At 59.3% G+C, this 14,339-nt stretch carries 11 protein-coding genes; 5 read left to right on the forward strand and 6 right to left on the reverse strand.

Features of this window, described 5'->3' with window-relative positions:
• Positions 1-4 precede the first annotated feature (4 nt).
• Complete coding sequence (locus APH41_RS16190; protein ID WP_054920138.1) at positions 5-3,640, forward strand: transporter substrate-binding domain-containing protein; 3,636 nt, start codon at positions 5-7, stop codon at positions 3,638-3,640.
• A gap of 69 nt (positions 3,641-3,709) precedes the next feature.
• Here the strand turns inward: APH41_RS16190 and APH41_RS16195 are convergent, their stop codons facing one another.
• Entirely contained in the window at positions 3,710-4,192 is a 483-nt protein-coding gene (locus APH41_RS16195; RefSeq protein ID WP_054920140.1) for a GAF domain-containing protein, read from the reverse strand.
• The gene (locus tag APH41_RS16200) at positions 4,189-5,079 is read right to left on the reverse strand and encodes an ATP-binding protein (protein ID WP_034127157.1); all 891 of its coding nucleotides are present in this window, start codon (positions 5,077-5,079) and stop codon (positions 4,189-4,191) included. Before APH41_RS16200 ends, APH41_RS16195 begins: the two co-directional genes overlap by 4 nt.
• 163 nt (positions 5,080-5,242) lie before the next feature.
• Between APH41_RS16200 and APH41_RS16205 the strand changes: the two genes are divergently transcribed.
• Positions 5,243-7,552 (forward strand): response regulator, encoded by a 2,310-nt coding sequence (locus tag APH41_RS16205; protein WP_034127156.1) that lies wholly within the window; start codon positions 5,243-5,245, stop codon positions 7,550-7,552.
• A gap of 21 nt (positions 7,553-7,573) precedes the next feature.
• Here APH41_RS16205 and APH41_RS16210 read toward each other — a convergent pair whose 3' ends face one another.
• Positions 7,574-8,059 (reverse strand): glutathione peroxidase, encoded by a 486-nt coding sequence (locus tag APH41_RS16210; protein ID WP_034127155.1) that lies wholly within the window; start codon positions 8,057-8,059, stop codon positions 7,574-7,576.
• A gap of 150 nt (positions 8,060-8,209) precedes the next feature.
• The gene (gene msrB / locus APH41_RS16215; RefSeq protein ID WP_054920142.1) at positions 8,210-8,602 is read right to left on the reverse strand and encodes a peptide-methionine (R)-S-oxide reductase MsrB; all 393 of its coding nucleotides are present in this window, start codon (positions 8,600-8,602) and stop codon (positions 8,210-8,212) included.
• Between the two features lie 202 nt (positions 8,603-8,804).
• On the opposite strand from msrB, the gene APH41_RS16220 reads away from it, so the two are divergent.
• Positions 8,805-10,016, forward strand: coding sequence for a pyridoxal phosphate-dependent aminotransferase (locus APH41_RS16220; protein ID WP_044273990.1), 1,212 nt, complete (start codon positions 8,805-8,807; stop codon positions 10,014-10,016).
• A 304-nt stretch (positions 10,017-10,320) separates the two neighbouring features.
• Positions 10,321-11,208: a protease HtpX gene (gene htpX, locus APH41_RS16225; RefSeq protein ID WP_003189904.1), complete on the forward strand. Its 888-nt coding sequence runs from the start codon at positions 10,321-10,323 to the stop codon at positions 11,206-11,208.
• Between the two features lie 183 nt (positions 11,209-11,391).
• Here the strand turns inward: htpX and APH41_RS16230 are convergent, their stop codons facing one another.
• Positions 11,392-12,048 (reverse strand): thiopurine S-methyltransferase, encoded by a 657-nt coding sequence (locus APH41_RS16230; RefSeq protein ID WP_054920145.1) that lies wholly within the window; start codon positions 12,046-12,048, stop codon positions 11,392-11,394.
• A gap of 103 nt (positions 12,049-12,151) precedes the next feature.
• On the opposite strand from APH41_RS16230, the gene APH41_RS16235 reads away from it, so the two are divergent.
• Entirely contained in the window at positions 12,152-12,919 is a 768-nt protein-coding gene (locus APH41_RS16235; protein WP_054897895.1) for a class III extradiol ring-cleavage dioxygenase, read from the forward strand.
• Between the two features lie 132 nt (positions 12,920-13,051).
• Here the strand turns inward: APH41_RS16235 and APH41_RS16240 are convergent.
• Positions 13,052-14,339: DEAD/DEAH box helicase (locus APH41_RS16240; RefSeq protein ID WP_054920147.1), on the reverse strand; the 1,288-nt coding region annotated here is incomplete at its 5' end.

The raw sequence follows: 14,339 nt of genomic DNA on the forward strand, positions 1-14,339 counted from the left end.
GCGGATGCCCAGGCGTATAAAGGACTATCTGATTATATTAAGTGCCGGTTTGTACTTCAGCACTACCGTGCTGGCGGAGCACCAAACCAGCCCGGAACGTTTCACCCTCTTGAGTCGTGCGGGAGCTGTTCAACTGGACACTCATTTTGACAAGGCCCAGCGCCAGTGGCTGCAGAACAAACGTGAACTCACGCTGGGGACATCCACACCTGATTACCCGCCCTTCGACCTCACTTCCAGCGGCCATGACTACGAAGGCCTTACCGCCGACTACGCAGGATTACTGGCCAAGGCACTCTCCCTGCCAATCAATGTGATGCGCTACCCCTCCCGAGCGGCGGCCATTCGCGCCCTGGAAGACGGGGAAATTGACCTGCTGGGCTCCTCAAACGGGTTTGAAGCTGCGACGCCAAATCTTATCCTCTCCGAACCCTATGCCGTGGACCAGCCGGTGCTGGTCACGCGCGAGGGAGAAACCCGCAGCCTCAGCGAAGGCCTCGATGGGCTGCGCCTGAGCCTTGTCTATCACTACCTGCCGCTCAATGAGGTGGAGAAGCTGTACCCCAAGGCGAGCATCCGCGCCTACCCGTCCTATCAGAATGCCTTGAATGCAGTGGCCTTCGACCAGGCGGATGTGTTTCTCGGTGACACCATTTCCACCCATTACATGATCAACAAGGGCTATCTCAAGAACATTCGCATGGCCAACTTCGGCAAACATGAAGCTTATGGTTTCAGTTTTGCCACGCGCCAGGACAACCGGATGCTCCTCAGCATTGTCGATTCAGCCCTGGCCTCAGTGCCCATCAACGAAAGGGACAGTATTGCCAAGCGCTGGAGCGCCGGCAGCGACATCCTGCTGACCGACAAGAAGCTGCAACTGACCCAGCGCGAAGAGCGCTGGCTCAAAGAGCATCCGGTGGTCACCGTGGTCGTCAACGAAACTTTCGCGCCCCTGACGTTCTTCGATGCAGACGGCAACTTTCGCGGCATCACCGCCGACTTGCTGGAGTTGATTCGCTTGCGCACCGGACTGCGTTTTTCGGTGCAGCGCGGGCGCGATGTCAGCGCGATGATCGATCAGGTCGCGACCCAGAAAGTCGATATGATCGGTGCCATCGTGCCCAGCAACGAACGAGATTCGCAGCTTAATTTCAGCCGCCCCTACCTGGAAAACTCCTATGTATTGTTGACACGCAGAGAGCAAGGTGCCCCCTCGAACATGGAGCAGATGGCAGGAAAGCGTCTGGCAATCACTCGAGGCAACCCACTGGCCGCGACCTTGAGCAAAGACTTCCCGCAGGTTCAACTGGTGGAAACCAGTGATACGTTCAGAGCATCGGAGCTGCTAGCACAGGGACAAGTGGATGGGGCAGTGAATACCTTGGTGATCGCCAACTATTTCCTGTCATCCCAGGTCTTCCAGGATAAATTGCAAATAAGCGCCAGCATCGGCACGACCCCAGCGACCTTCTCTCTTGCTACCTCGCGCCAAGCCACGGAATTGAGCTCGATACTCGACAAGGCGCTGCTCAGCATTGCCCCGGATGAAATGGGCGTAATCAACAGTCGCTGGCGTGGCTACACCGCCGCATCGGACAGCTACTGGCGTAATTACCATCAACTGATCGCGCGAATCATCATCGGCACCGGGCTGTTGCTGTTGATATCCCTAGCCTGGAACGCCTACATGCGTCGCCAGATCAAGCATCGAAAAATGGCCGAACGTGCCCTCAACGATCAGTTCGAGTTCATGCGTGCACTGGTCAATGAGACGCCCCATCCGATCTACGTGCGCGACCGCAATGGGTTGTTGCAGACCTGTAACGACAGCTACCTGCAGGTGTTCGACGTCAAGCGCGAAGAGGTGATCGGCAAAAGCGTGACCCAGATGACCATGGCGCTGGCGTCGGAGGCAGCCCAGTATCATGCTGACTATCTGCGTGTGGTGGCCGAGGGTAACCCGCTGATCCTCGATCGCAGCCTGCATATCCACGACAAGAAACTGACCATCTATCACTGGATCCTTCCCTACCGCGACTCTACGGGTGAAGTCCAAGGCATCATCGGTGGCTGGATCGATATCAGTGACCGACGCCAGCTATTCGATGAACTACGCGCTGCCAAGGAGCGCGCCGACGAAGCCAACCGCGCCAAGAGCACGTTCCTGGCTACCATGAGCCACGAGATTCGTACCCCGATGAACGCTGTGATCGGCATGCTCGAACTGACGCTCAAGCGCGCCGACCAAGGACACCTTGACCGTCCGGCGATCGAGGTGGCGTACAACTCGGCCAGAGACCTGCTGGAGCTGATCGGTGACATTCTCGACATCGCGCGTATCGAGTCCGGCCGCCTCAGCCTGGCGCCGGAGCGCGTCAACCTGCGGGAGGTAATTGAATCAGTGGTGCGCGTCTTCGACGGTCTCGCACGGCAGAAAACCCTCAGCCTGATACTGGAGTTCAAACCCGACCTGAACGATATCGAGGTGCTGATAGACCCGCTGCGCTTCAAGCAGGTGCTATCGAACCTTGTGAGCAACGCGATCAAGTTCACCGAACAAGGGCAGGTCAAGATCAAGGTCGAGCTGCAGCCTACCCAGGCCCCGGAGCAGATCGAGCTGAAACTGGTGGTGGAAGACACCGGCATCGGCATCAGCCGGGATGACCAACAGCGCCTGTTCGAACCCTTTGCCCAGGCGGACAACTCCGGGCAACTGGCGCGCAGTGGCGCGGGCCTGGGTCTGGTGATCTGCCGCAGCCTGTGCGCGATGATGGGCGGCCAATTGAGCCTGAGCAGCGTGCCCATGGTCGGCACCCAGGTGCACGTCAACCTGAGCATGCCTCGCCTGCAAGCGATCCAGGCGGTGGGTGAACACACGCCGCCAACGCCGGCCACCGCACGGGTGCTTAACGTACTGGTGGTAGACGACCATCCGGCGAATCGCCTGCTGATGTGCCAGCAATTGGGCTACCTGGGGCATAAATTCATCGCTGCCGAGCACGGAGCCGCAGGGTTCCAGGCCTGGCGTAAAGAGCATTTCGACCTGGTAATTGCCGACTGCAACATGCCCATCATGAATGGCTACGAACTGAGTCGTTCAATCCGTGAATATGAGCAACGCGAACAATTGGTGCCCTGCGTGGTACTGGGTTTTACCGCCAACGCCCAGCCGGAGGAAAGGCAACGGTGCGTGCAAGCCGGCATGGATGACTGCCTGTTCAAACCCATCAGCCTTACCGTATTAGAGCGCCAACTGGCACATATCGCCCCTGAAACCGTGCCCCAACGGCTGGACCTCGAATGCCTGGAAGCGCTGACCGGCGGTGATCCACAGTTGAGTCGACGCTTGCTGGAGGAGCTGCTGAGCAGCAGCCTTCACGACCGCAAGGTCCTTATCGAACTGCGGGATCGACACGCGCCCCCCTCGGACATCATTGAGCAAGCCCACAAGATCAAGGGTGCCGCCCGCATCGTTCAAGCCCATTCGTTGGCGGGGCAATGCGAAGCCTTGGAGCAAACCTGTTCTCGCAATGAGGAGTGGGCCGTGATCGAAAGCGGCATCAGGGCCCTGGAACAGCTCATGCTGGAATTGGAGAAGATGCTGCGGGTTCAACTCGATGAACTGCAAGCCCAATAGCACCAGGGCCCGTCGTGGCGGGAGCGAGCAAATGCGCTCCTACCGCGACCAGCATAAGTACCCACCGCTTCAGCAGTCGGTCAACTGCAGGAAAATCTCCGCCAGCCGCTCAATCCCCTCCTGGTCCTGAGGGGTAAAGCGGCCCAGCAATGGGCTGTCGAGGTCAAGGACACCAATCAGTTGGCCGTCCTTGACCAATGGCACCACCAATTCACTGTTCGAAGCGCTGTCGCAGGCGATATGGCCTGGGAACGCGTGCACGTCCTCCACGCGCTGGGTTTTCCGTGAGGCCGCAGCCGCACCACACACGCCGCGACCAAACGGAATGCGCACACAGGCGATCTGCCCCTGAAAGGGCCCAAGCACCAGCTCTTCGTTACGATTGAGATAAAAGCCAGCCCAGTTCAAGTCATCCAACTGGTTGAACAGGAACGCGGAAAACTGCGCACTGTTGGCAATAAAATCGCGCTCATAAGCCAGCAATGACTCCAGTTGCGCGCAGAGCATGGCATAGCCATCAAGGCCGCTGCCGGCCTGTTGTAAATCGATCATGGTTGACGTTCCAGCAATTTAAGACCCACCCAGTAACGGGCGAATTGATAGGCGCACCGGCCATTGCGGTTGCCGCGCCCAGTGGCCCAACGCACCGCGAGAACGTCAAGCTGCTCATCGCGCTGCCACTGCAAGCCGGCCTTGCTGGCCAACTCACCGATCCAGTGTTCCACCACATCCAGGAAATGCTCCTGGGTAAAGGGGTAGAACGACAACCACAAGCCAAAACGATCCGATAAGGCAATCTTGTCTTCAACCGCCTCGCTCGGGTGCAATTCGCCGTCCACGCGTTTCCAGTTGTCATTGTCGCTCTGGTTTTCCGGCACAAGGTGGCGACGGTTGGACGTGGCGTACAGCAGCACGTTTTCCGGCGCCTGTTCCAGGGAACCATCCAGCACGCTCTTGAGCACGCGATAGTCACCTTCGCCGGCCTCGAACGATAGGTCATCGCAAAACAAAATGAAGCGTTGTGGTAGCTTGACCAGTTGCTCGACCACCCGCGGCAGGTCAGCCAGGTGGTCACGCTCGATCTCGATAAGACGCAGGCCGGCGTTAGCGTGCTGGGCGAGCAAGGCCCGGACCATGGAAGACTTGCCGGTGCCACGCGAACCCCATAACAGGGCGTGGTTGGCGGGTAACCCATCAAGGAACTGTTGGGTGTTGCGCGCCAGTTGTTCACGTTGTTTGTCGACACCGATCAGGTCCGACAGGCGCATGTCCAGGCTCACTTCCAACGGTAACAGGAAGCCATTGCGACCTTCGCGCTGCCAGCGGGCGGCCAGGCATTGGTGCCAGTCGATCGCCTGGCGTGGGGCGGGTAACAACGGTTCCAGGCGAGCCAGCACCGCATCGGCGCGCTCAAGAAAGGCATTCAATCGAGAATCCACAGCTATTCCTCTGGCAACTTCTTGCAAAAGATGGCGTATTGGCAACCCTGCGGCAAACTGTAGGGCTGCATCAAACAAACGATTCATGCCGGGCGAGCCAAAGCTTGTGGATGTTCAGCTATGCTTGCCGGGCGAAGGGAAACGCTAAGTGGTTCAACACTCGATGGATATCAAGTTCGCCCACCGCTTGTCTTATAAACAAGCCAGATTGACTGTGCTGGTCGGTTTCGTCTTGGGAACCCTGCTCAGTCTGATCCAAATCGGCATTGATTATGCCAGTGAAGACGCATCCATCAACCGTGAAATACGCTCACTGATTGAAATCAGCCATAACCCGGCGTCAAGAATCGCCTACAACATCGATGCCGAACTCGCCCAGGAACTGACCTTGGGCCTGCTGCACTCCCCCGCCATCATCCGCGCGCAGTTGATCGACAACAATGGCGTGGTGCTGGCCGACGTCAACCGTCCGCGCAAGGAAAGCAACTATCGGCCGGTCAGCGATTTTCTGTTTGGTGCCAATCGCCAATTCGAAGACCGACTGTTTCTCAGCCATATGCCCAACGACTCCCTTGGTGTGTTACGCCTGGACGTCGATACTTATGCCTTTGGCAGCCGTTTCCTGCATCGCGCCGAGATCACTCTGCTCAACGGCTTCGCCCGCAGCCTGCTGCTCACCGGGATTTTGCTCGGCCTGTTCTACGTAATGCTCACCCAACCGCTGGTGCGCATTATCCGCGAGCTGAGCACACGCAAACAGGCGCGCCTGGATTGCCCACCGGGGCATGAACACGATGAAATCGGCGTGCTGGTCAGCGTCGCCAACCAACAATTCGAAAACATGGAAACCGAGATCCAGCAACGGCGCCATGCCGAAGATCGCCTCACGGAGTATTTGGGGCAACTGGAAAATATCGTTTCTGCGCGCACCCTCGAACTCAAGGCCAGCAACCAACGCTTGAGCCAGTCCAACGATGAGCTGGAGGCGGCGAAAATGACTGCGCTGGGCATGGCTCAGGCACGGGCAGCATTCCTGGCCAATATGAGCCATGAAATTCGTACGCCGCTCAATGGGTTGCTGGGCATGATTGCCCTCTCACTGGATAGCCCGCTGACCGCCGAACAGCGCCAGCAACTGTCCATTGCCCATGACTCAGGCAAAGTGCTGGTGGAGTTGCTCAACGATATTCTTGACCTGTCCAAGTTCGACGCCGGCCAGCTGGAACTGGAGCATATCCCGTTCGACCTGGGCTCATTGGTGGAAGATACCGCCAACCTGCTCTCGCAAAATGCCGCTCCGAGCGTGGAGCTGACCTGCCTGATCGACCCGCAATTTCCCGCCCAGGTGGTCGGCGACCCTACCCGTGTGCGGCAGATCGTCAGCAACTTGCTCTCCAACGCCTTGAAGTTCACCCGCTTTGGCCGCGTCGATGTGCGCCTGCGCGCCTTGGAAGGTCGGGTCAGCATTGAAGTGTGCGATACCGGCATTGGCATCGCCCAGGAAGCCCAGGTGAAAATCTTCCAGCCGTTCACCCAGGCCGGCGCTGGCATTACCCGCCAGTTTGGCGGGACGGGATTGGGCCTGGCGTTGACTCATAACCTGTGCGAAGCCATGCAAGGCCGCTTGAGTATCAGCTCGGAGGTGGGCTTTGGCAGCCAGTTCTGCGCCGACCTCCCACTGCCCGCGCATTTGCCTGCCATGCGCTATGCACCGCTCACGGGCGAGGTGATCGCCATCACCAACGCCGGCGGCGGGCTGACGGAGCTGCTCACCACGCTATTGCCCTCTTGGGGGCTGACACCGCGCTGCTATTCCCAGGACGATGATTTGAGCGGGCTGGCGCCCGACCTGTTGATCACCGACTGCCCTGAATGCTTGTTCCGCTTGCGCCCGGGCATCAGCGCGCCGATTCTGCTGGTTACCGCCTATGGTAACTTTTTGCCCAGCGAAGAAGTCACGGCCCTGGCGCCGCTGCAGCAACAAGCGCGCCCATTGAGCCGCAACGCGCTGTACCAGATCCTGCAACGCAACCTGCGCAGCGGCGCGCAACTGGTGCTCGACCCGGTCCAGATAGAAACCGCACCGCTTGCGCACCGCGCGCGCATCCTGCTGGTGGAGGACAACGCGGTCAATCAACTGGTGGCCAAGGGCATGCTCAGCAAGCTCGGGTGTGAGGTAATCGTCGCGGCCCATGGCGGCGAAGCCCTCAAGCTTCTGGAGGACCAGCGCTTCGACTTGGTGTTGATGGACTGCAACATGCCTGTGATGGATGGCTATGAGGCCAGCCGACAAATTCGCCGGAGCGGGCGTTGGCCGGACTTGCCCATTGTTGCCTTGACCGCCAACGCGATGGCCGAAGAACGCGAGCGTTGCCGGGCCGCTGGAATGAACGATTACCTGGCCAAGCCGTTTCGCCGTGAAGAACTCAACGCCTTACTGGAACTGTGGGTACCGAAGACAACCAGCCTCTGATGGGTACCCGCAATATTGCGGTCATTTGAGCAGGGCTTCAATCTCCTGGGTCAAGTCCTGAGGCTTGGTGGTTGGCGCAAAACGCTTGACCTGCTTGCCATCACGGCCAATGAGAAACTTGGTGAAGTTCCACTTGATGTTCTTGGAACCCAGCAGCCCCGGGGCCTGTTTTTTCAACTGCACAAACAACGGGTGGGCATCGCTGCCATTGACGTCGATTTTCTTGAACAGCGGAAAACTGACGCCGAAGTTCAGCTCGCAGAACTCGGATATCGCGCCTTCATTGCCGGGTTCCTGCTTGCCGAACTGGTTGCAGGGAAAGCCGAGCACCACCAAGCCCTGGTCCTTGTATTGCTGCCAAAGTTGCTCGAGGCCCTTGTACTGCGGTGTGAAGCCGCATTTGCTCGCGGTGTTGACCACCAGAATGGCCTTGCCGGCAAAGTCGGCCAAGGTCTTTTGCTCACCCTTGATGGTGGTGCAAGGGATGCTCAGCAGGGAGTCGCTCATGGCAATGCCTCAAGTCAGGGAAAGAAGAGCCTTATTTGTAGGAGCGAGCTTGCTCGCGAAAAACTATCAGACGCCGCGTTCATTCAGGAAACCCGCCGTATCGTTGACGTTTTTCGCGAGCAAGCTCGCTCCTACAGGGACCATGCAAGCCTAGCGCGGCACCAGCTCCAGGCATACCGAATTGATGCAGTAGCGCAGGCCCGTCGGCGGGGGGCCGTCCGGGAACACATGCCCCAAGTGTGCATCACACTTGGCGCAGGTGACTTCGGTGCGAATCATGCCGTGGCTGACATCGCGGATCTCGACCATCGCGCTGTGGGCGATCGGCTCATAGAAGCTGGGCCAGCCACAGCCGGAATCAAACTTCGCCTTGGAATCGAACAGCGGCTCGTTGCAGCAGATGCAGTGGTAGACGCCGTCGGTCTTGGTGGCGTTGTACTTGCCGCTGAACGGTCGCTCGGTACCCTTGAGACGGCACACGTTGTACTGCTCCGGATCGAGCATCGCCTTCCATTCATCTACAGTTTTCTGCAACTTATCCATCGGTACACCTCGGCAACTGAAAAACCCTGATCTGTGTCTTTTCCATGGATCAGGCGGCACGTATGATTGCGCCTCTTCAAAACGCCAGTCTGGCACCCGCGCCATCGGCATTCAAACGTATTTATGGGTGCGGGCCGTGCAGGCTTCACCCTACGGTAGTGCCTACGCCGTCGGGATCGTTCATTTTCAGGATCACATCGCCATGCAGGTCAGCAAATCGAACAAGCTCGCCAACGTCTGCTATGACATTCGCGGCCCGGTGCTCAAGCACGCCAAACGCCTGGAAGAGGAAGGCCATCGCATCCTCAAGCTGAACATTGGCAACCCGGCGCCGTTTGGTTTCGAAGCGCCGGACGAAATCCTTCAGGATGTGATCCGCAACCTGCCGACCGCCCAGGGTTACAGCGACTCCAAGGGCCTGTTCAGCGCGCGCAAGGCGGTGATGCAGTACTACCAGCAGAAGCAGGTCGAAGGCGTCGGCATCGAGGACATCTACCTGGGCAACGGCGTGTCCGAGCTGATCGTGATGTCCATGCAGGCGTTGCTCAACAATGGCGATGAAGTCCTGGTGCCAGCCCCGGATTACCCGCTGTGGACCGCCGCCGTGACCTTGGCGGGCGGCCACCCGGTGCATTACCTGTGTGATGAGGGCGCCGACTGGTTCCCGGACCTGGCCGACATCAAGGCCAAGATCACGCCCAACACCAAGGCCCTGGTGATCATCAACCCGAACAACCCCACTGGCGCCGTGTACTCCAGGGAAGTATTGCTGGGCATGCTGGAACTGGCGCGTCAGCACAACCTGGTGGTGTTCTCCGACGAGATCTACGACAAGATCCTCTACGATGACGCCGTGCATATCTGCACCGCCTCCCTGGCCCCGGACCTGCTGTGCCTGACCTTCAATGGCCTGTCCAAGTCCTACCGCGTGGCGGGTTTCCGCTCCGGCTGGATCGCCATCTCCGGCCCCAAGCACAATGCGCAAAGCTACATCGAAGGCATCGACATGCTGGCCAACATGCGCCTGTGCGCCAACGTACCGAGCCAGCACGCGATCCAGACCGCCCTCGGCGGCTACCAGAGCATCAACGACCTGATCCTGCCCCAAGGTCGCCTGCTGGAGCAACGTAACCGCACCTGGGAGCTGCTCAACGCTATCCCCGGCGTGAGCTGTGTGAAGCCCATGGGCGCGCTTTACGCGTTCCCGCGGATCGACCCGAAAGTCTGCCCGATCCTCAACGACGAGAAGTTCGTGCTCGACCTGCTGCTGTCGGAAAAACTGCTGGTCGTGCAAGGTACCGCCTTCAACTGGCCATGGCCGGATCACTTCCGCGTGGTGACATTGCCACGTGTGGATGACCTGGAGATGGCGATTGGTCGCATCGGTAACTTCCTGAAGTCCTATCGCCAGTAAGGCAATTGACGCTGTACGACTCACAAAGGGTCGTACGGCGATTATCTGGCAACACTTCTGTGTCACTTACTTGCGGTTGTACTTCATTTGGCCCCTGCCAATGACGTGCCCCCTATAATCACGGGGCGACAGGGTAGCATCGGGTCGATCAGGGCTGACAATACAGGTCGGAAAATCCCTTCAAGGCCCTACGCCAACGGTGTAGGACACAGTTTGAAATAGTCCCCCGGTTGAATCACCCCATGCCGCACCTTATATACCCCGCAGTGAGCGACATATTAAGCATGAGGAGAATTCTACAACCATGATGCGCATCCTGCTGTTCTTGGCCACTAACCTGGCAGTCGTACTGATTGCCAGCGTCACCCTGAGCCTTTTTGGCTTCAACGGGTTCATGGCGGCCAATGGGGTTGATCTGAACCTCAATCAGCTGCTGATTTTCTGTGCAGTCTTTGGTTTTGCCGGTTCGCTGTTCTCGCTGTTCATCTCCAAGTGGATGGCAAAGATGAGCACCAGCACCCAGATCATCACGCAACCACGCACTCGCCATGAACAATGGCTGATGCAAACCGTGGAGCAGTTGTCTCAAGAAGCAGGCATCAAAATGCCCGAAGTCGGGATTTTCCCGGCTTATGAGGCCAACGCCTTTGCGACCGGCTGGAACAAGAACGACGCGCTGGTGGCCGTGAGCCAGGGCCTGCTGGAGCGGTTTTCGCCCGACGAAGTCAAGGCGGTGCTGGCCCACGAGATCGGTCACGTGGCCAACGGTGACATGGTCACCCTGGCGCTGGTACAGGGCGTGGTGAACACCTTCGTGATGTTCTTTGCGCGGATCATCGGCAACTTCGTCGACAAGGTCATCTTCAAGAACGAAGAAGGCCGTGGTATTGCCTACTTCGTGGCGACCATTTTCGCCGAGCTGGTCCTGGGCTTCCTGGCCAGCGCCATCGTGATGTGGTTCTCGCGCAAACGCGAGTTCCGCGCAGATGAAGCCGGCGCACGCCTGGCGGGCACCAGCGCAATGATCGGCGCGCTGCAACGCTTGCGCTCCGAACAGGGCCTGCCGGTGCATATGCCCGACAGCCTGACCGCCTTCGGCATCAACGGCGGCATCAAGCAGGGCCTGGCTCGCCTGTTCATGAGCCACCCGCCGCTGGAAGAGCGGATTGACGCACTGCGTCGCCGGGGCTGATAGCCGGATGACTCGACAAGGGGCGATCTGATCGCCCCTTTTTTGTGCCTGCTGATTTCACCGCTCTCTGTAGGAGCGAGCTTGCTCGCGAAAAACTCGCAGGCGCCGCGTTCATTTAGCAAGCACGCGTTATCGTTGACGTCTTTCGCGAGCAAGCTCGCCCCTACAAAAGGAAAAACCCTTTTAGCGCCTGGTCAGCCGATAAGCACGCTCTTCAAGGCGAGTAACACCGTCCTGCAGGAACTTTCCGCTCTCCCTCAGGATGTCCCGCTCCTCCAGCCGCTCCAACGCCCAATGCAGTGCAAATAGCACCTGCACTTCCTCGTCCGTGACAGCAAAGGGTGGGCCGGCCTTCTGCGCCTGGTCATAATCGAGGGTAATCAGCAACCCCTGGCAGCCTGAGGGCAGCAAGGCATTCAGGTGCTCGGCGTATTGCGCACGCATCAGCGGGGGCAATGCGATCAACGCGGCACGATCATATACGCCGCGGCAACCGACCAGCGCCTGCGCATTCAGGCTGAAGAAATCGCCACACCACAGTTCGATCTGGCCCGCCTGATAGACCTTGAAGGCGCCCTGCTGACTGACGTGCGGCACGAGCCCCTGCTCGCTGAAGAACGCCTCAACCGCCTGCTCCGATAGCTCCACGCCCATTACCGGGTACCCCTGGCTCTCGAGCCATACCAAGTCCAGGCTTTTGCCACACAACGGTACCAGCACCTTTGCCCCCTCGGGCAACCCCAGCACGGGCCAGTGCCGTTGCAAATAGGGATTGACCTCGTGCTGATGGAAGCCGATCTGATTGCTCGCCCAGCGGTCCTGCCAAAATTCAGGCTGCATGAATCACTCCGAAAATTCGATCAAAAGGCGCTAAAACTTATATTAGATTTAGATCGATGATCTGATTGAAGATGGCTCCATCTTAACCCTCAGGACTCTGCTCATGCTCCCCAGCCTGTTTATCTCCCACGGCTCGCCCATGCTGGCCTTGCAACCCGGTGCCAGCGGTCCTGCGCTGCAGCGCCTGGCTGACGAACTGCCACGGCCCAAAGCCATTGTGGTGGTGTCGGCGCATTGGGAAAGCCCGGACCTGCTGGTCAGCGGCAGTGCTGCCCCCGAAACCTGGCACGACTTCGGTGGCTTTCCGCGCGAGCTGTTTGCGGTGCAATACCCCGCGCCGGGTGACCCGCAGTTGGCCAGTGAGATCGTCGAACTGCTGCACGCCAACGGCCTGGCTGCACGTATTGACGAGCAACGCCCCTTCGACCACGGCACCTGGGTCCCGCTGTCGCTGATGTACCCGGCAGCGGACATCCCGGTGGTACAAGTGTCCTTGCCCAGCCGCCTGGGCCCGGCTTTGCAGACTCGAGTCGGGCATGCACTCGCGAGCCTGCGCGAACAGGGTGTGCTGCTGATCGGCTCCGGCAGCATCACCCACAACCTGGGCGAACTGGATTGGCGCGCCGGGCCGGAGACTATCACACCGTGGGCCCGGGAATTTCGCGACTGGGTGGTCGACAAACTGGCGACCAATGACGACGCCGCCTTGCATGACTATCGCCGCCAGGCGCCACATGCCGTGCGCAGCCATCCCAGCGATGAACATTTGCTGCCGCTGTACTTTGCGCGGGGTGCGGGCGCAGATTTCAGCGTGGCGCACCAAGGCTTCACACTGGGTGCCTTGGGCATGGATATCTATCGCTTTGGCTGACACCGTTATACCTGTGGGAGCTGGCTTGCCTGCTCTCACAGTTGATCGCGTCGGAGCCTAAAACATGAGGCGAAAAAAATCCCCGAACCAGTCGGGGATTTTTTATGTGCGATCAATCAGCCCAAGGGCGGATCAATCTTCGCGGTAGCGACGCAGCTTGAGCTGCTTACCGGCAACGCGAGTGTCTTTCAGCTTGGCCAGCAGTTTTTCCAGGCCGTCTTCCGGCAACTCCACCAGGGAGAAGCTGTCACGCACCTGGATGCGACCGATGGCTTCACGTGCCAGGCCACCCTCGTTGAGGATAGCGCCCAGCAGGTTCTTGGCCGCGATACCATCACGCGCACCCAGCGCGGTACGGCAACGAGCACGGCCTTCAGCCAATGGCACTGGAGCACGACGCTCACGGTCGCCACGGTCTGGACGGTCACCGGAACGCTCTGGACGATCACCGCGTGGCGCGCTGTTCGGAACCAGTGGACGTTCTTTTTCGATGGCTGCCAGGGTCAGGGCCTGACCATTGGTAGCTTTGCGCAGCAGGGCTGCAGCCAGGGCACGCGGGGTGCAACCGATATCGGCGGTCAGGCGGTCCAGCAGGTCGCCGTGGGTCGATTCAGCGTCAGCCACCAGTGGCGCCAGGCTGTTGGTCAGTTTCTTGATGCGCGCATCGAGAACGGCCTGGGCATCCGGCAGGCGGACTTCGGCAACTTTCTGGCCGGTAACACGCTCGATCACTTGCAGCATGCGGCGCTCACGTGGAGTCACCAGCAGCAACGCACGACCTTCGCGACCGGCACGGCCAGTACGGCCGATACGGTGAACGTAGGACTCTGGATCGTAAGGCATGTCAACGTTGAACACGTGGGTGATACGTGGAACGTCGAGGCCACGGGCAGCAACGTCGGTCGCCACAACGATGTCCAGACGGCCATCCTTGAGGGAGTCGATCACGCGCTCACGCTGGTTCTGGGCAATGTCACCGTTCAGCGCAGCGGCTTTGTAGCCTTTGGCTTCCAGGGCGCTGGCCAGGTCCAGGGTCGCTTGCTTGGTGCGCACGAACATGATCAGGGCGTCGAAGTCTTCGACTTCCAGCAGGCTCAATACAGCCGAGGTCTTCTGGTCAGCGTGAACCAACAGGTGAGCCTGTTCGATCGCGGTAACGGTCTGGGTCTTGGTCTGGATCTTCACGTGCTCCGGATCGCGCAGATGGCGTTCGGCAATGGCACGGATGGACTGCGGCAGGGTAGCCGAGAACAGTACGGTCTGACGGGTCGCTGGCAGCGCCTTGAAGATGACTTCCAGGTCATCCATGAAGCCCAGCTTCAACATTTCGTCAGCTTCGTCCAGAACCAGGTGGTTCACGGTCGACAGGACTTTTTCGTCACGACGCAGGTGGTCGCACAGACGGCCCGGAGTGGCGACA

Origin of the sequence: Pseudomonas sp. NBRC 111138 (genome assembly GCF_001320835.1) — a bacterium.
In the GTDB taxonomy this organism is placed as follows: Bacteria; Pseudomonadota; Gammaproteobacteria; order Pseudomonadales; family Pseudomonadaceae; genus Aquipseudomonas; species Aquipseudomonas paracarnis.

Bases quoted from the DNA above. Each gene is read 5' to 3' on its own strand.
- APH41_RS16190 (WP_054920138.1), top strand. From the start codon at position 5: ATGCCCAGGCGTATAAAGGACTATCTGATTATATTAAGTGCCGGTTTG.
- APH41_RS16195 (WP_054920140.1), bottom strand. From the start codon at position 4,192: ATGATCGATTTACAACAGGCCGGCAGCGGCCTTGATGGCTATGCCATG.
- APH41_RS16205 (WP_034127156.1), top strand. From the start codon at position 5,243: ATGGATATCAAGTTCGCCCACCGCTTGTCTTATAAACAAGCCAGATTG.
- APH41_RS16210 (WP_034127155.1), bottom strand. From the start codon at position 8,059: ATGAGCGACTCCCTGCTGAGCATCCCTTGCACCACCATCAAGGGTGAG.
- msrB (WP_054920142.1), bottom strand. From the start codon at position 8,602: ATGGATAAGTTGCAGAAAACTGTAGATGAATGGAAGGCGATGCTCGAT.
- APH41_RS16220 (WP_044273990.1), top strand. From the start codon at position 8,805: ATGCAGGTCAGCAAATCGAACAAGCTCGCCAACGTCTGCTATGACATT.
- htpX (WP_003189904.1), top strand. From the start codon at position 10,321: ATGATGCGCATCCTGCTGTTCTTGGCCACTAACCTGGCAGTCGTACTG.
- APH41_RS16230 (WP_054920145.1), bottom strand. From the start codon at position 12,048: ATGCAGCCTGAATTTTGGCAGGACCGCTGGGCGAGCAATCAGATCGGC.
- APH41_RS16235 (WP_054897895.1), top strand. From the start codon at position 12,152: ATGCTCCCCAGCCTGTTTATCTCCCACGGCTCGCCCATGCTGGCCTTG.